General features: G+C 75.4%; 8 protein-coding genes. 3 read left to right on the top strand and 5 right to left on the bottom strand.

Annotated elements, in window-relative coordinates; genetic code table 11:
- Positions 1-15: 15 nt before the first annotated feature.
- The 4 genes from ACZ6BG_RS03635 to ACZ6BG_RS03620 are packed head-to-tail and all read right to left on the bottom strand — an operon-like array spanning position 16 to position 8,119.
- Positions 16-4,503 carry an SAV_2336 N-terminal domain-related protein gene (locus tag ACZ6BG_RS03635; protein WP_468996461.1) on the bottom strand — a complete coding sequence of 1,496 codons (4,488 nt, stop codon included), beginning with the start codon at positions 4,501-4,503 and terminating at the stop codon, positions 16-18.
- Positions 4,490-5,647, bottom strand: a complete 1,158-nt coding sequence (locus ACZ6BG_RS03630; RefSeq protein WP_468996458.1) for an AAA family ATPase — start codon at positions 5,645-5,647, stop codon at positions 4,490-4,492. The genes ACZ6BG_RS03635 and ACZ6BG_RS03630 overlap by 14 nt, the downstream gene beginning before the upstream one ends.
- A gap of 28 nt (positions 5,648-5,675) precedes the next feature.
- Positions 5,676-7,631: a VMAP-C domain-containing protein gene (locus ACZ6BG_RS03625; RefSeq protein WP_468996455.1), complete on the bottom strand. Its 1,956-nt coding sequence runs from the start codon at positions 7,629-7,631 to the stop codon at positions 5,676-5,678.
- Complete coding sequence (locus ACZ6BG_RS03620; RefSeq protein ID WP_468996453.1) at positions 7,628-8,119, bottom strand: CU044_2847 family protein; 492 nt, start codon at positions 8,117-8,119, stop codon at positions 7,628-7,630. The genes ACZ6BG_RS03625 and ACZ6BG_RS03620 overlap by 4 nt, the downstream gene beginning before the upstream one ends.
- Positions 8,120-8,310: 191 nt before the next feature.
- Here ACZ6BG_RS03620 and ACZ6BG_RS03615 point away from each other — a divergent pair, with 191 nt between their 5' ends.
- Positions 8,311-12,123 carry a S8 family serine peptidase gene (locus ACZ6BG_RS03615; RefSeq protein WP_468996450.1) on the top strand — a complete coding sequence of 1,271 codons (3,813 nt, stop codon included), beginning with the start codon at positions 8,311-8,313 and terminating at the stop codon, positions 12,121-12,123.
- Between the two features lie 257 nt (positions 12,124-12,380).
- On the opposite strand, the gene ACZ6BG_RS03610 is transcribed toward ACZ6BG_RS03615, so the two are convergent.
- A complete protein-coding gene (locus tag ACZ6BG_RS03610; RefSeq protein ID WP_468996446.1) occupies positions 12,381-13,910 on the bottom strand; it encodes an acyl-CoA synthetase in 1,530 nt (509 codons plus the stop codon).
- A gap of 219 nt (positions 13,911-14,129) precedes the next feature.
- Here ACZ6BG_RS03610 and ACZ6BG_RS03605 point away from each other — a divergent pair, with 219 nt between their 5' ends.
- Entirely contained in the window at positions 14,130-16,598 is a 2,469-nt protein-coding gene (locus tag ACZ6BG_RS03605; RefSeq protein WP_468996444.1) for a glycosyltransferase, read from the top strand.
- Positions 16,595-17,893 (top strand): acyltransferase family protein, encoded by a 1,299-nt coding sequence (locus ACZ6BG_RS03600; protein ID WP_468996441.1) that lies wholly within the window; start codon positions 16,595-16,597, stop codon positions 17,891-17,893. Before ACZ6BG_RS03605 ends, ACZ6BG_RS03600 begins: the two co-directional genes overlap by 4 nt.
- Positions 17,894-18,131 lie beyond the last annotated feature (238 nt).

Here is an 18,131-nt window from a genome sequence, read left to right as displayed (position 1 = left end):
GCGGCGCACAGCCCCTCAGGCCCGGCATACGGCGTCGACGATCTGGGAGAGCGCGCTCACCGCGTGCCGGGCCCCGGCGGCGAGCAGGCGCTCCCGGACGCGGCGGTCGGGGGCGTACCCGACGAACGGGACGTCCAGGGCGCGGGCGGCGGTCGCCTCCGCGACGGTGGCGCCGATCATCAGGCAGCGGTCGGCGGTCACGCCCGGCCGGGCGAGCACGCGGCGCAGGCCCTCCGGGTCGGGCAGGAGCCGGGTCAGGTCGCCGGTGCGGCAGTGGATGCGGTCCGCCCGGACGGCCAGCTCATGGGTGGCCACGTACGTCGCCACGGCGCGTGGGGCGGTGTCGGTGACCAGGCACACGGCGCGGGGCCGGGTGCGGGGGCGGGGGGCAGGACCGGGGCCGGTGCCGTCCGCCAGGAGCCGGACGAGGGCGGCGGCGTGCGGCACGGGCTTCGCGGCGAACACGGCCTGCCGCTCGATGCGGTCCAACTGGTCGGCGAGGTCGGCCGCGAGGGGGCCTTCGGCGGCGAAGGCGCGCAGGACGTCCAGCGGGTGGACGTACTCGCTGCCGCCCTCGACGCGGGACACCGGCGTGCCGCCGAGCGCCGCCTCGGGGCCGCGCCGCTCCACGACGAGGGCGAGCAGCCGGAGCGTGGCCTCGCGGGCCTTGCCGGGGGCGTAGAGCCGGGTGAGGGTGCCGTCGAAGCCGAGGACGACGGTGTCGGCCCGGTCGAGGGCGTCAGGCAGCGAGGGGAACGTGCCGGTGGGGCGGCCCGCGACGGCCGGGACCCGGCAGACCCAGGCGGTCGACCCCGGCACCGGGTTGAAGCGCGTCATGTCGGCCGGGCCTTCCCGGTACAGCTCGTCGTGGACGTCACCCGGGACCACGACGACCGCCTCGTCGGCCCCGGCGGCGGTGCCGGTGCGCGGCTGTCCTGCCGGGGCCGGGGCGTCCCCGACGGTGACGAGCAGCCCCAGGCCCGCGTACGCGCCCACGGTGAACGGCAGTTCGCGCAGGATCGCCGCCAGCAGCGGGGCGCGCGGCACCTCGGCGGAGACCACCGCGTCCCAGCCGCGCTCGCGGGGCAGCAGGTCGAACTGCTCCGCCGCGGCGCCGCCCTGCGTGAGCAGCCGGGCGACGGTCCGGCTGAGCTTCATCAGGGTGTCCGCCTGCCAGCCCGGGCTGGTGGCGAAGGCGAAGGCGAGGGTGGTGGGCGCCTGGGCCGTCGCTTCGGCGGCGCGTAGGCCGGCCAGCTCCTGGCGGAGTTCCCGCAGCACGGCGGGCGGTTCGGTGCCGAGTTCCGCCAGGCACAGGGTGCGGTACTCCTCGTACGCGGTGATCGCCTCGTCGACGCGGCCCTGGCCCTTGAGCGCCACGAGGTGGAGGCGGCGCAGGTCCTCGTCGTGGGGGAACTCGCCGAGCGCGGCCCGGAGGTCGGCCAGGGTCCGGTCGAACTCCTCCATCTCCAGGCCGAGTTCGGCGCGGGTGCGGAGCAGCGCGGTGCGCAGAAGACGCAGCCGTGCGCGGGTGTCCTTCGCCGCCGGGCCGGGGACGTCCGGCAGGGGGTCGCCGCGCCACAGCTGGAGGGCGGACTCGACGAGCGCGCGGGCGCGGGCGAGGTCGCCGGAGGCGCGGGCCTCCTCGGTGTCGGCGGCCAGCCTCCGGCAGCGCACGACGTCGACGTCGTCAGGGGAGGCCGACAGGGCGTATCCGTCACCGCTGGGCTCCACGGAGCCCGGACCGAGGGCGTTGCGCAGGCGGGACGCGTACGTCCGCACGAGGCGGTCGCCGTACCCCGGGTGAAGGGGGGGATTCCACAGCCCGGCCGCCAGCTCGTCCTCGTGCATGGCTTCGCCCTCGCGGAGCAGCAGCATGCAGAGCACGGCCTGTTCCTGGGGGGACTCGACGGCCAGGGGGTGCCCGCCGCGCGTGACGCGCAGCGGGCCGAGCAGGTCGTAGCGGCGTGGGTGCTCTTCACGCGGGGTGAGGCGTGCGAGTCGCTGGGCGCCCCGCGCCTGGAGTGCGGCGTCCTGCGACACCAGTTCCTCCACGGCCCGCCGTAGCTCGTGTTCCAGGTGCTCCGGCAACGAGTGGTCCGCGCCGTGGGGCAGCGTGAGCTGTTCCGGCCGCGTCAGCCAGTCCCCGGTGCGCATCAGGTGCACGAGGCGGCCGAGGTCGCGGAGGTCGGCCGCGCGGGTCGTGTCGTCGAGGGCGAGCAGGCCGAATCCGTAGAGGACGGGGCCGTGGTCGGCGAGGACGACGCAGCGGGATGACAGCTGGCCGTGGGCGATCCCGTGTGTGTGCAGGGCCAGCAAGCCTTTCGCCGACTGACGTGCCAGGTCCACTGGTTGATTGACGGGAAGGCCGCTCGGCTGCCGGTCGAGGGCGGTGTGCAGCGTCTCCCCGTCGTGGTGCTCCAGGATCAGATGGGGTACTCCGCGCAGGGTGCCGTCGCCCAGCAGGGCGGCCACGTTCGGGTGCCGCAGGCCCGAAAGGGCGCGCCGCAGCGTTTCGAAGCGCCAGAGCGAGTCCGGCGGCGCGTCGCGGTAGCGTGCCACGACCACGGTGCGGTCGCCTCGCTGGGTGTCCTGCGCGCACAGGTCGTGACCGTGCCGGAACCGGCGCGTCACCCGGTACCGCCCGTCGATCAGCCCGGAGACCGAGCCCTCGTCCTCTGCCGCCACCCCCGCCAACTGCCGCACGCTCTCCGCGCTCACCGTCGCGAACGGCTCTCCCTCGACCGCCGCCGGGGCGGCCCCGGCGCCCCGCCCGGCCCCCAGCGCCACGGCCCGCAGCTCCCCGGGCGCCACCCCCGCCCGCTCGTCGATCAACGCCCCTACCCGGGCCAGGAGTTGCCGGGTGCGCCCGCGCGCCGACCTCGGCACCGTCCCGAGCAGCACCTCCCGCACGCCGTCCCGGAACGCGTACGACCCCGGCGGTCCTTCGGGCGTGTCCGTGAGCATGCCGCTGAGGATGACCTCAGCCAGGTGCTGGGCGCGGGGGCGCCGCTCCACCGCCGCCTGGACGAGCCGCATGACCGGCAGGTGCGGCTCGCCCACCGCCAGATGCCCGGCCAGGCGGAACGCCTCCGGCGACGCGGTGGAACGGAAGCGCAGGACGAGGTCCTGCGGGGACAGGAGCGTGACGTCCGCGCGCTCCACGCCGTCCTGGGCGAGCGCCGCGGCCGGGCGCGGCGCCAACCACCCGACGGAGCCCGGCAGTCGGCGCCCGCCCACGTCGGCGACGAGCGACGACCAGTTCGCCAGCCACCGCGGGGACGCGTCGAGGACGGGCACGGGCAGGGCGTCCGGGGGGACGGCGGACGGCTCGGCGGCATCGGGGTCGAAGGGCTCGAACGTGTACGTGGCGGCGGGGGCGGCGGCGTGTGGCGCGGCGAGCAGGCCCGGCGTCGCGGGCAGCGCGGTCGTGGACCAGAGGCGTTCGGGCAACGGCTGGAGCACGGCGAGGGGCAGCCGCGACGCCCAGTGCCGCAGCGTGCGGTACCAGCGGCGTCCGGCCCCGCCCTCCCGCCACTGCGGGCCCATGCAGTCGCTGACCAGGAGGACGACGGTACGGCCCGCGGCGGGCGCGGCGGCCGCGCGGGCCGGAACCGTGCCGTCGGGCCCGGCCCGGTGCAGCTCGACCGTGCGGAAGAGCCCCGACTGCACCAGGGCCGCGTGCAGTTCGCGCACCAGCGGCCGCCACACGGGCATCGTCGGCCCGTCGTCGTACACCAGACACAGCCGCAGCCAGCGCTCCTGTGCCGGGCGGAGCACCGGCAGCCAGCCGCGCGGGTGCGCGCCGAGCGCGGCGATGCGGTGCGCGGTCGCCTCCTCGTCGAGGACCCGCCCGACGGGCGCGGGCACCCGGCGCCCGAGCGGACGCAGGGCGCGCTGGAGCGCCAGCGGGTGGGCGATCATCGGCGGTACGGGTACGTGGAGGACGGTGCCGTCGACCGCTGTGCGGGTGGGGTGGGCCGGGCTTGCTCCGGGGTCCGTCGGGGTGTGCCCGGAGGTGTCCGGGCGGTGGCTCGCGGCGGGGAGGTGCAGGGGGACGCGGGAGTCGGCGTGCGGGGTGGGGGCGGCGGCCGGGGGAGTGCGGCCGGGGTGCGGTGACGGGGCGGGGTCCGGGGCGGTCGGGGCCGCCGAGCCGGTGCGGGCCGCTGGGTCTTCCGGGGTGGCCGGGTCGGCGGAGGGTGGTCGGGCCGCGTCGGCGCGGGGCGTCGCGAGGGGGCCGCCCGGACCCGGGGCGCCGGGTGCCGACGGCCGTGCCGCCGTGCCGCTGTCCACTGTCCCGTCCGGGCTCTCGGGCTCCGGGGGCGGCGGCAGATGCCGGGCGAGCCAGAGGAGTTCGGCGAGCTCGGCGGCGGACGGCCCTTCGCCTCCGCCCGCCGCGCCGCTGAGGACGGCGGCGAGCCCGGCGACGGCGGAGGCACGGGTGGGAGCGGGGGCGCGCCCGGCTCCCGGGGCGCCCCCGCCCTCCGCCTGGTCAGAAGGCCGCATCGGAACCCTGGTCCGGAGCGTGCTCCGCGCCCTCGCTCAGATACGGCATGAGCAGCCGCGCCAACTCGTCCCGCGAGGAGGCGTCGAGACCGGCCGCGCCGGTGAGGTAGATGGCGTTGAGCAGCTGGTCGGTGGCCAGCTCGCCGCCGCTGCCCCGGGCCACGAACCGGTCGATCAACTCCCTCGCGTGCGCGTCGGGTTCGCCCAGGTGGGCGCGGACGATCTCCTCCAGGTGCTCGCCGTGCGGGCGGCGCAGGCGCAGGGTGACGCAGCGGCGCAGGAAGGCGGGCGGGAACTCGCGCTCGCCGTTGCTGGTGAGCACCACGAACGGGAACGCGCGGCAGCGCACCCGGCCCTTCACCACGGTGACCGGATCGTCCGAGCCGTCGGCGGGCAGCGAGGCGGACGGCGTGTGCCGGGCGACGCGCGCCAGCTCGGGGATCTCGTACTGGCCCTCCTCCAGGACGTTCAGGAGGTCGTTCGGCAGATCCAGGTCGCTCTTGTCGATCTCGTCGATGAGCAGGGCGCGGGGGTGGGCGTAGGGGAGCAGGGCGGTGCCGAGCGGGCCGAGGCGGAGGTGGTCCTCGATGCCGGTGCGGTCCTGGGGCGGGGCGGTGGGGGTGGTGCCTGCCGTGGCGTCGGTGTCTGGAGTGTCAGGTGCGCCTGGGGTGCCTGACGTGCCGGTACCGGTGCCGACACCGGAGTCGATGCCGGTGCGGGGCCCGGCGCCCGGGGCGCTTTCGGCGGCGGCGCGGCCCGCCGCGTACAGGCGGGACAGCGGGTCGTACTGGTACAGGCCGTCGTGCAGCGTGCTGCGGCTGGTGATGTTCCAGCGCAGCACCGGACCGAGGCCCAGCTCGCGCGCGACCGCGTACGCGAGGCTCGACTTGCCGCTGCCGGGCGGTCCTGTGACCAGCAGCGGCCGGCGCAAGTACAGGGCGGCGTTGACGAGTTGGACGCACTCGTCGGTGGCGCGGTAGGTGCGGGCGCGGTGCGCGCGGTCCGGGGAGGTCGCGGAGCGGTCCGTGCGCGGGGCGTCCAGGACGGGACCGCCGTCGAAGGCGCGCCACGGCGGCGGCGGGGGCAGCCGCGTGATGCCGTCGTGCGGCTCGTTCGTGCCGGTGTAGACGGGCCACAGGGACATGCGGACTCTCTCCTCGGTGCGGACGGGGTCAGGTGACGGGGGAGTGCAGCGGGGCGGCCGCCGCGTCCGGGAAGCAGCGCGGGTCGTCCCACAGGAGCTGGATGTCGCGGGCCCAGTGCAGTTCGGGTTCGTCGGCGGCGTCGGCGCTCTCGCGCAACGCCAGGACGTGGCGCGGAAGTTCGGCGGGCGGCAGCCGGGTCAGATGGGCGGCGAGCTGGTCCAGGAAGGCGGAGCCGGGGCAGGGGGTGGGGGGTGCGGGGTCTTCGGCAGAGCCACGGGCGCCCCCCGTCCCGCCAGCGCCCTCGGCACCCCCAGCACCCCCAGTCTCCCCACCCCCGTGCTCACACCCCACCCGCGCCCACAGCAGCGCCGGCGCGGGCGCGTTCAGGGACACCTCGAAGTGGCGCTTCAGGCGGGGCGCCCGGGGCGGGGCGGCGAACCCCGCGAGGTCGGCCTCGCCGCTGCGCAGGCGGAAGCGCAGCTTGTTCGGCTGTTCCCCGGTGGCGCAGTCGACGCGGTGCACGACCGTCGTGGACTTGCCGTCGAGCCGGTCCCAGGTGCGGGCGAGCTGGTGGCGCAGGCCGCCCGCGCGGCGCGCCCGGTCGGTGACGACCAGGGGGTAGGAGCAGCCGAGCGGCGTCGGGTCGTCGACGCTGCGCTCCCAGCGGGCCACGGGCTCGTTGAGCCACTCCCGGGGCAGTACGAAAGCGATCAACTCAGCGGCGTCCGGGGCGAGTTGGCCGAAGGCCTCGTCGATGCGCTCCTGGACGTACGGCCGCACCTGGCTCCTGGCGAGGGTCCGCGAACCCACCGGGTGCCGGTGCCCGTCGCGGCACGCGGACACCTCGACCAGGACCTGGTCGCCGCCGGCGCCGCTGCGGGCGAGTTCGACGAGGATGGGGGACCAGGAGGGCCAGGGGGAGCTGCCGCGCCCGGCCGTGCGCGGAGCCGCAGGGGCCCCCGGCGCGGCCACGGCCTCCGACACCGCGGGGGCGCCCCGCCCGTCTCCTACGAGAGGCGCGTCCCGTACGTCGCACGCCTGCCGTACGTCCCGTGCGCGCCCCGGCCCGGACCCGAGCCCCGCGCCGGGCCCCTCCTCTAACTCGCCCCTGCCCTCGCCCCGCCCCTCCGCCAGCTCCGCGAGCCGGTCGGCGAACCGCTCCACGGCCCCCGGCACGTCCACCTCCCAGAGCACGTACCAGGCCGCCGACCACAGCGACGCGAAGCCGCCCGGCGGCACCGGCGGTCCCAGCGGCCCGACCGCGTCGAGGTACAGCCGCTCCGGCGCCCACGCGGCCGACCGCCCCGCCGCCGGGCCCGCCTTCTCGGCGTCCTCGACCAGGGCGCGCAGCCGGTGCGGTGTCGTGCGGCCCCGGCCGGGCACCGGGATCAGCTCGGCGAGGCGGGGCCAGTAGCGGGCCATGACCGGCGCGGGCAGCATCCGCCCGTTGCGCACCCCGGCCGCCCCGGCCACCGCCGACACCATGCCGACGACGAGCCCGCTGTCGGCGAGGGCCACCGCGGCCCCGCTGAAGCCGGGCGCGAGCGGCTGGCCGTGCGCGCTCCAGGCCTCCAGCTGGACCCACTCGTCGGCGATCAGCTGGGCGGCGGTGGCGCGGTACTCGGCGATGGTGCCCTCGGCGTACCCGCGCGGGAAGCCGTACACGACCAGGCGCGGGCGGGGCTCCAGGTAGGCGTCGTCGGGGGCGGCGAATCCGGCGGGCGGGATCGGCACGGCCCGGTCGAGTTCGAGGACAGCGAGGTCGCCGGAGTGGTCGTCGTGGCCGCTCCAGCCGCCGTGCGCGCCGACGACGGCCGGTACCGCGCCGAGTTCCCCGCGGTGCGGGAAGGAGACCGCGACCCCGGCGGCGCCGCTGTCCCGCACGACGTGCGCGCAGGTCAGCACGTGCCGCTCCGACACGAGGAACCCGGCGCCGGTCTCGCGTCCGCACTGCACCCGGGCATGCCAGGTCGTACTGCTCATGAGGCGGGCGCGGGCTCTCCGTTCGAGGCCGCGGGCCCCAAGTTCCCTGGAGCGCCCGTGCTCCCCGGGGCGCCCGCGTTCTCGGAGTCACCCAGGGGCCCCGTGGCCCCCGCGGCCTGCGCCGCCCCGGCCGCACCCACGGCCCCGGCCGCTCCGCCCCGCTCGGGCCCCCGCTCCGGCGACCACGAGAGCCGCACCAGCAGATGCCCCTCCCCGGAGCCCTTCACGATGACCGCTCCGGCCTCCGCCGTCATCCGTACGCCGAACTCGATCTCCACGGAGTCCGGCGCGAGTTCGCCGTCGCGGAACACCCGCAGGGCCGACTCGGCGGCGGTGCGCACCGGGCCGAGGGAGGCCTCGAAGGTGCGGGCGGCCAGAGCGGGGCCGTCGCCGCGCGACACCAGGCGGGCGCCCGACCCGTCGTCGTCGACGTCGGCGAGCACCACATGCGCCCCGCCGTCCGTCGTGAACTGCACCAGACCGTCCATGACCGCCCCCGTAGAAGACCCGTGTCACCCGCTCGCCGACATTCTTGCCGAACCGCCGACCTGGCGGGAAGCCGCCCTGGCAGCTTCCCGCCAGCCCCTGGCAACTCTCCCGCAACATCACGCGCCTGACACTTCTTCGCAGCACCCGGGAACCACCCCCCACCCGGAGCCGACGAAGAGAGGTCGCGTTGATGCCGAGACCCCGAAGCGCCCCCAGCCGACGAAGAGGAAGAGCCCCCGCGGGCCGAAGAGCCCGTGGCGCCCGGCTCAGAATCCTGCCCGCGGGACTGGCCCTCGCCCTGCTCCCCGCCTCCCTGGCAGCGACCGCCACGGGCACCCCGGCGGCCGCCGCGGAGTCCGCCAGGGCCTCGGGCAAGGCCCAACAGCCGCACGGCGGCGGCAAGTCCGCGGCCGCACGCGCCCCCAGGACCGTCACCCTCATCACCGGCGACGAGGTCACCGTCACCCCGCTCGGCGGCGGCAAGCAGACCGTCACGGTGGAGCGGCCGCGCGGCGCGAGCGGAGCCGTCCGCACCTCCGTGGCCGACGGCCGCGTCACCGTCGTACCGGACGAGGCACGCCCCTATCTGCGCGCGGGCGTCCTGGACAAGCGGCTGTTCGACGTCACGGAGCTGCTGCGGCAGGGCGGGGACCGCGGCGGCGCCAAGGCGACGACGCCGCTGATCGTCACGTACGACACGTCCCGTACCGCGGCGGACGCGCGGGCCCCGCGCGGCGCGGACAAGGTCCGCTCGCTGCCGAGTGCGCGCGCCGCCGCGCTCAAGGCGGCCAAGGGCACCGCCTTCTGGCGGGCCGTCACCACCGCCGACGGCGAGGCGGCGCGGGGCGGCGGGCGCCGCTTCGGCGGCGGCATCGCGCAGATCCGGCTCGACGGCCGTGTCGAGGCCGACCTGGCCGAGAGCAACGCCCAGATCGGTACGCCCAAGGCCTGGGAGGCCGGGCTCACCGGCAAGGGCGTGAAGGTCGCCGTCCTCGACACCGGCGCCGATCTCACGCACCCCGACTTGAAGGACCGCATCGGCGCGACGAAGAGCTTCATCCCCGGCCAGGAGGTCGCCGACCGCGGCGGCCACGGCACCCACGTCACGTCCACGGTCGGCGGCAGCGGCGCCGCGTCCGACGGCAAGGAGAAGGGGGTCGCGCCGGGCGCGGACCTCGCCGTCGGCAAGGTGCTCAGCGACGAGGGCTTCGGCAGCGAGTCGGAGATCATCGCGGGCATGGAGTGGGCCGCGAAGGACGTCGACGCCAAGATCGTTTCCATGAGCCTCGGTTCGCGGGAGCCCAGCGACGGCACCGACCCGATGGCCGCCGCCGTCAACACGCTCTCCAAGGACACCGGCGCGCTCTTCGTCGTCGCGGCGGGCAACACCGGCGCGCCCTCGTCGATCGGCTCGCCCGGCGCGGCCGACTCCGCGCTGACCGTCGGCGCCGTCGACTCCGCCGACAAGGCCGCGTACTTCACCAGCCAGGGCCCACGCTCCGGCGACAACGCCCTCAAGCCCGACCTGTCCGCCCCCGGCGTCGACATCCTTGCCGCCCGCTCCCAACTCACGTCCGGGGAGGGCTACTACACCTCCATGAGCGGTACGTCGATGGCGACCCCGCACATCGCGGGCGTCGCCGCGCTCCTCGCCGAGCGGCACCCCGACTGGAGCGGACAGCAGCTCAAGGACGCCCTGATGTCCACGTCCGGCGCCCTCGACGCGTCCGTGTACGAGCTGGGCGCGGGCCGGGTGGACGTGCCGTCGGCGATCGACGCGAAGATCACCGCGACGGGCGGCGCCGACTTCGGCTTCTACCGCTGGCCGTACTCCGGGAACAAGCCGGTGGCGAGGACCCTGACGTACACCAACTCCTCCTCCGACCCCGTGGAGTTGACCCTCGCGGCGCGGGGCGCGGCCGACGGCGTGGTCACCCTCGCCGACACCAGGCTCACCGTCCCCGCGCACGGCACCGCCTCGACGACCGTGACCGGCGACGGCGCCAAGGCCCCCGTCGGCGCCACCAGCGGCGCGGTGGTGGCGAGCGCGGGCGGCAAGGAGGCCGCGCGGACCGCGTTCGGCCTGGTCAAGGAGGAGGAGCGGTACACGCTCACCGTCAAGGTCAAGGACCGCGACGGCGCCGCGACCCCCGCCGACCTGGTGGTCCAGCCGCTGATGAAGGGGGTGGACCCGTACCCGGCGACGGTAGGGGGGGCCGGTGAACTGAAGCTCCGCCTCAAGCCCGGGGCGTACGCCCTGTCCTCGTTCCTCGACGTACGCGGCACGCACGGCAAGGACTCCCTGGGCATCGGTTTCCTGACGGCCCCCGAGATCACCCTGAACCGCGACCGTGAAGTCACCCTGGACGCCCGCACGTTGCGCGAGATCAAGACCCAGGTGCCGCGCCGCGCGGAGACCCGCCAACTCGTCATGGAGTACGACCGCACCGCGAACGGATCCGCCTACCAGGGTGCCGTGCAGGTGCCGGTGAAGTACGACAGCGTGTTCGCGGCGCCGACGCCGAAGGTGGCCGACGGGCGCTTCGAGTACCGCACGGTGTGGCGCCTCGGCAAGCCGCTCCTCGACGTCAAGGGCATCGGCGAGGCCGTGGCGCAGCCCGGCTCCACCCTGGGCGAGGGCCGCTCCCGCCTGAAGCTGGCCGACGCGGGCGACGGCTCGCCGTCCGCGTACGAAGGAAAGGACGTACGGGGCAAGGCGGTTGTGGTGACCCGCAAGGGCGGTGCCGGCCAGCTGACGCCCTCACGGCTCGCGCAGGCCGCGCAGGACGCGGGCGCGAAGGCGCTGTTCGTGACGGACGACGTGCCCGGCCGGCTGAACGCCTGGTTCGGCACGGACGACAACGCGGACCGGCCGCTGATGATCGCGACGGTGAACGCGGCGGACGGGGCGAAGCTGCGGGACGCGGCGCGGCGCGGCCGCTCGGTGGAGTCCGAGTCGACGCCCTACACGCCGTACGTCTACGACCTGGAGGACGGCCACGCGGGCGCGATCCCGTCCCGCGACCTGACGTACCGGCCTTCGGCGCGCGAACTGGCCGTGATCCCCACCAAGTTCCACGCCCCCACCCGCCGCACGGAACCCGGCGGCGAGTTCCGCTACTCCCTCACCGACACCTTCGAGATCGGCCTCGGCTTCCCCGAGCGGATCTCCTACCCCGCCACCCGCACCGACTACGTCGCCGCCGGCAAGGGCCGCCACTGGCACGAGTCCCTCCGCTACGGCCCCGACGCCGTGGAACAGCGCAGCGGCCTCGTCGACTACCGCCCCGGCAAGCGCACCCCGCTCGACTGGTTCAAGCCGGTCTGGCACCCCTGGCTCGGCACCGGACTCGGCTGGGGGCAGCAGCGCAGCGGCGACAACCTGGACTTCAACGCTCCCGGCTGGGGTGATTCCGGCCCCGACCACACCGGCTTCGGCGACGTCTGGAACGACGACTCCCTGACCCAGACCACCGCGGTCTACGCCGACGGCGAACTGGTCGACCGCCGCACCAGCTCCGGCGTCTACGTCACCGGCGCGGCTCCCGAAGAACGCCCCTACAAACTCGTCACCGACACCACCATGTCCCCCACCCGCTGGCGCCTCGCCACCAAGGCCCACTCCGAGTGGACCTTCCGCTCCGCCCGCACCCCCGCCGACCGCAAGACGTTCCTGCCCCTCCTGAACCTGGGCTTCGACGTCCCCACGGACCTCTCCGGCGACGTCCGCGGCGGCCGGACCGTGCCGGTCGGCATCTCCGCCGAGTACGTGCGGGGCGCCGTCGGCACGGGTCGAATCGGCACCGCGACCCTGTCCGTCTCCTACGACGACGGCAAGTCCTGGCAGGACGTCCACCTCGCCCGCTCCGGCCGATCGGCCGCCTGGAAGGGCAAGTTGAAGGTCCCGGGCGACGCGGAGGCGATCTCCTTCCGGGCGAAGGTGCGGGACGACCGGGGTGGGGCGGTGTCGCAGGAGGTCGTGCGGGGGGTGGGGGTGCGGTAGGCCTCGCGGGGGCGCCCCAGTCCCGCCCCTTCTCCGAAACCGGGGGCCGCGCCCCCGGACCCCCGCTTGTCGGCGCTCCGCGCCTCGTCCTCAATCGCCGGACGGGCTGAAAATGTGCTCGTGCAGCAAGGTCTTAGCCCCTCATGAGGGTCCCCTGCTCCTTAAGGGCTTGGGGGAGTTTGAGGAGCGGGGTCTGGGGCGGAGCCCCGGTTTCGGGAAGGGGCGGGACTGGGGAAAGCCCAACAGGGCCCCCGGCCTCAGCCCTTCCCCAGCGCCCGCTTCAGGATCTTCCCCATGTCGTTGCGCGGCAGCGCGTCCACGAGGTGCAGGACCCGCGGCCGCTTGTGGGGGGCGAGCCGGGAGGCGACGTGGGCCGCCAGGTCGTCGAGGGTCGGGGGCAGGGCGGGGTCGGCGGGGGCGATCCAGGCGACGACCCGCTCGCCGAGGTCGGGGTCCGGCTCGCCGGTGACGGCGGCCTCGCGGACGCCGGGGTGTTCGAGGAGCGCGTTCTCGATCTCACCGGCCCCGATCTTGTACCCCCCGCTCTTGATGAGGTCGGTCGCCTTGCGCCCGACGATGCGGACGTACCCGTCGGCGTCCCGCACCGCCATGTCCCCGGTGCGGAACCACCCGCCGGGCGCGAAGGCCGCCTCCGTGGCGTCGGGCCGGTTGAGGTAGGAGGTGAAGAGGTTCGGGCCGCGGACCTGGATCTCGCCCACCGCCTCGGGCCCGGCGTCGCGCGGGATCTCGGCGTCGGCCTCGTCGACGAGGCGGAGTTCGACGCCGGGCAGCGGTACGCCGACGGTGCCCGCGCGCGGTTCGCCGTCCGCGCGGACGCTGGTGTTCATGAGCGTCTCCGTCATGCCGTAGCGCTCGACGACCCGCCGCCCCGTCGCGGACGCGATCCGCTCGTGGTCGTGGACGGGCAGCGCCGCCGAGCCCGAGACCAGCAGCCGCGCCCCGGACAGGGCCTTCACCAGCTCCGGCTCGTCGGGCAGCGCCTCGGCGATCCGGTGGTACATCGTCGGCACCCCGAACAGCATGGTCCCGCCGGTGGCCAGCTCCCGGGCCACGCCCTCGGTGCTGAACCTGCCCAGGTGCCGCACCGAGCCGCCGCGCCGCAGCGGGCCGAGGATCCCGAGGATCAGGCCGTGCACGTGGAAGAGGGGCAGGCCGTGCACGAGGACGTCGGCGTCGGTCCACTGCCAGGCGTCCTCCAGGGCGTCCAGGGTGGAGGAGACCGCCCGGCGGGAGAGGACGGCGCCCTTCGGCGGTCCTGTGGTGCCGGAGGTGTAGACGATGAGGGCGGCGGAGGAGGGGTCCAGGGCGGCGGGGGCGGTATACGAGGCGTCCACGCCCGCGCCGTCCACGCCCGCGCCGTCCACGCCCGCCAAGTCCGTGGCGCCCGCGCCCGCGCCACCCACCCGCACCTCCACATCCACCCGCCCCACCCCCTCAAGCACCTCGGGCAACCCGTCCCCCACCCCCGCGAGCACCAGCGACGGCTCGCTGTCCGCCACGATGTGGCCCAGCTCCGCCGCCCCCGACTTCGGGTTCAGCGGCACCGCGGGCACCCCGGCCCTGAGTGCCGCCACCACCGCCACGGCCGTTTCCAGGGTGGGGGTGGCCCAGACGGCCACGCGGGTCGCGCCCGCCGCGGTGAGGCGGGCGGCGAGGGCGGTCGTGGTGGTGGCCAGGTCGGCGTAGGTCAGGGTGCGGTCGCCGAAGGTCACGGCGGGGGCGGGGCCCGGCGTGGTGAGGGCGGGGAAGAGGGGCTCGGAATCCACGGGTCGTACTCCTCGGTGTGTGCACGGCGGCTTAATGAGAGCGTTACGCCGCCGAAGGTGCGGTGTCACAGTGATCGTTGAGGCTGAAGTGGCCGTTTGTCCCTGGTTCTGGGGGCTGTTCGGCGGTTCACAAGTCAACAGCCGGTAGCCGCTGGGCAGCAGCCCGCGGCCCGTGCTCCGGTCGACTCAACCGGTCCTCCCCCCACAATCCGAAACAGGATGGGACCACCCACTTTGCTCACTTCGTACTCTTCATCCGGAACCACTCCGACCTCAACCCCTACCGCCCCCGCACCGGCCACGCCCTCGGGCACCACCAACCTATCCAGCGCCCCGCCCCCGCATGCCCCCGGCCGCATCCTCGCCGTCGCGGCCCCGGGCCCGGGGCGCGAACAGCTCACCCGCACCCTGGAGTCGAGCGGCTACGAGGTCGACCACACCGTCCCCGGTGACATACACCCGCACATACGCCAGACCCCGCCGGACGCCATCGTCGCGCTCGACGACGGCCCTGGCGGGCGGCGCTGCGGGGGCGACGTCATCACGGAGGTGCGGTCGCAGCCTGCCGGGCAGGCGCTGCCGCTGGTCCTGGTGGGCGCGGCGGCGCGCGAGCCCGCCGCGGTCGCCGAGCTGCTGCGGCGGGGCGCCGACGACTGTCTGCCGAGCGGCTGCGCGCCCGTGGAACTGTCGGCGCGCATCGCGGCGAAGCTGCACCGCGTCCCCGTACCGGTGGAGCAGCTGCTGCGCGACCCACGGACGGGGCTGTACTCCGGGCCGCACTTCATGGACGAGCTGGACCGTGAGCTGCGCCGCCCCGCGGCCGCGCGGCGCGGCGGTGTCCTCGCCGTCGTCGGGGTCGCCGAGATGCCCGCCCTGGAGAAGCGGCTCGGGCCGCGCGTGCACCGGGAGGTCGCCGAGCGGCTCGCACAGGTCGCGGGCGGTACCGCGCCCGTCGGGGCGGGAGCCCGGGGCGGCCTGGGGAGCGTCTGCGACCGGCTCGGCTGGGACGACGACGGGCATCTGCTTGTCCTGATGCCCGGCGTCGACGAGGAGAGCGCGCGGCAGGACCTCGCGGCGTTCGCGGCGTCGGTCGCGGGCACCCGGTTCGTCGTCGCGGACGAGAACGTCCGGCTCACCCCGGCCATCGGCTTCACCCCGCTCACCGCGTACGAGGACTCCGGCGGCCACGAGGCGGCCGCCCGCAGCGCGCGCGAGGCGACCGACGAGGCCCTGCGCCACCGCGATCTGCGGCCGGTGCGCTGGCAGCCGTGGATGCGGGCGAGGGCGCAGGACGGGCCCCGGCACGCCCGCGCCCGCGTGGGCCTCGGCGCCCTGCGCGCCGCGCTCACCCCGCTCCTCTCGCCCGTCCTGATGCTGCTCCTCGGCGTCGGCGTACCGTTTCTGCTGTACCAGCAGGCGTACGACCGTCTCGGCTGGGACGTGGCCGCGTACGCCTACTGGGTCGTCGTCGCGGGGCTCGTGGCGTCGGCGCTGCTCATCGTCCTGGAGTGCCTGTTCGCGCTGGACGCGCCGGGGCGTCCGGCCGCCGCCGCGCAGCCGTACCCGCCCGCGAGCGCGGTCATCGCGGCGTACCTGCCGAACGAGGCGGCGACGATCGTCGACACCGTCGAGTCCTTCCTGCGCCTGGAGTACCCGGGCGAGTTGGAGATCGTCCTCGCCTACAACACCCCGCACCCGCTGCCCGTCGAGGACACCCTGCGCGAGGTGGCGCGCCGCGATCCGCGGCTGGTGCTGCTGCCCGTCGCGGGCTCCACGTCCAAGGCGCAGAACCTGAACGCGGCCGTGACGCGGGTGCGCGGCGAGTTCGTGGGCGTCTTCGACGCCGACCACCATCCGGCGCCGGACGCGTTCCGGCACGCCTGGGACTGGCTGTCCCACGGCTACGACGTCGTCCAGGGGCACTGCGTGGTCCGCAACGGCGACAGTTCGTGGGTGGCGCGGATGGTCGCCGTCGAGTTCGAGGCCATCTACGCCGTGAGCCACCCGGGCCGCACCCGCCTGTACGGATTCGGGGTGTTCGGCGGCTCCAACGGCTTCTGGCGCACCGACGTCCTCGCCCGCACCCGGATGCACGGCTCCATGCTCACGGAGGACATCGACTCCACCCTGCGGGCCCTCGGCGCGGGCGCCCGCATCGCCATGGACCGCACCCTCATCTCGCGCGAACTGGCCCCGACGACACTGCGGCCGCTGTGGAACCAGCGCTCCCGCTGGGCGCAGGGCTGGCTCCAGGTGTCGCTGCGGCATCTGCGCGCGGCCCTGCGCTCGGAGCAGTTCACACCCCGTCAGAAGACGGGCTTGTGTGTCCTGTTGGGGTGGCGCGAGGTGCAGCCCTGGCTGACCCTGCAGATCCTGCCGGTGCTGCTGCACGCCGCGTGGCGGGCGGGCGGCGCGGACAAGCTGGACTGGGCGGTGCCGGTGTGCCTGCTCGCCGCGGCGGTCACGCTGTCCGCCGGGGTGGTGCAGGCCGCCTTCGCGTGGCGGCTCGCGGTGCCCGAACTGCGCCGCAGGAAGGCCTGGTTCTGGCGCTACCTCCTCGTCACTACGGCCTTCTACACCCACTTCAAGAATCTCGTGGCCCGGCAGTCACATCTGAAGGAGGCGCTGGGGCAGCGGCAGTGGCGGGTCACACCGCGCACCGCGGCGGCGGACGCGGAGGCCTCATGAGGCCGCCGGACGCCGTGCTCACGAAGGCCGCCCCCCTCCCCGCCGAGCCCCTCCCCGAGCCCCGCACCCGCAGGCCCGCCCGCGCCCGCGCCGTTGAACTCCAGGGCCTGCGCGGCCTCGCCGCCCTCAGCACCGTCGTCTTCCACGTGTGGCAGCAGTACTACACGTACGACGCCACCGGGGCGCACCCACCGGTCGACAACCCCTATCTGGGCGCGCTGATCTCCCTGGAGGTCATCGACCTGTTCTTCGTGATGTCGGCGTACCTGCTGACGCTGTCGTACGCGCGCGCGGCCATCGACGGCCCGGACGCGCCCCCGTCGGAGGGGACCGGGGTGCGCTCGGGCCGGGACTTCCTGTTCCGGCGGGCGATCCGCGTCCTGCCGCTGTACTTCCTCGCGGTCCTCCTCGTCTGGTCGAGCCGCAACCCGACCCTGCCCGGCGACTGGCGCGACCTGCTCGGCCACCTCACCTTCACGCACGTCTTCGACCGCGAACGCATCTTCTACACCCTCGGCCCGACCTGGTCGCTCTCCCTCGAAGTCGCCTTCTACCTGGCCCTGGTGGCCCTCGGGCCGCTCGCGATCCGGGCCTGCCGCCGCCTGGCCACGCGGCGGGCGCGGGTGGCGCTGTGCCTGTCGGGCTGCGGGACGCTGTTCGTGGCGCCGCTGCTGTGGATCGCGGTCGCGCACCACGTCCTGGACGTGCCGTACACCGACTGGCCGGTGTACTTCGGCCCGCAGGCCCGCTTCGGCGGCTTCGCGGCGGGCATGGCGCTCGCCGTGCTCCTGGTGGCGCTCGGGGAGCGGGGGCGCCTGGACGCGCGGGTCGCGGGGCCGCTGGCGCTCGCGGCGTTCGGCGGTGTGTACGCCCTCTCGTACGCGGCCGACCCGGGGAACACCGCGTACACCTACTACCATCCGCTGGCCGCGCTGCTCTGGTCCGTGCTCCTGTACGCGACGCTGCGGCCCCGGGAGCGGGACGGCGGCCGGGCGCGGTGGCTCGGGGCGCTGCGGGCGCGCTGGGTGACCGGCGTCGGCCTGATCAGCTACAGCCTCTACATCTGGCACGAGCCGGTGATGGTGGAGCTGGCCCAGTGGGGGCTGCTGCCGCGCGGTCCGCTCGGCTTCGCGGCCGGGGCGCTGATCGTGCTCGCCGTGGCGGTGGCCGCGGGGGCGGTGAGCTACTGGCTCGTCGAGTACCCGGCGGGGCTGCTCGGCCGGGCCCGGGACGCGCGGGGCGCTCCGCGCGAGTTCTATCCGCAGCGCGCGGGCGCCGGGCCGCCGCCGCGCTGACCCAAGTCCCTTGCCCGGCACCGGACATGACGGCGCCGCCTCCCCGTGGGACGAGGGGAGGCGGCGCCGCGGCTCGTTACCGCTGACGGTTACGCGGCCGTCAGACCAGCCAGCCGACGAAGTGGACGACGCCGGCGAGGATGTCGGTGAGCAGGTTCATGGTGGTGCTTCTCCTTGGGACATGGTGATACGTGTACGAATGGGACCGCGCCAACTACGGTCTGCAGCTCGTCGCTTG

The organism is Streptomyces sp. NPDC041205, from assembly GCF_055591765.1.
The sequence above is the reverse complement of the archived record's forward strand: the minus strand, read 5'-3'. Positions and strand labels throughout refer to the sequence as shown.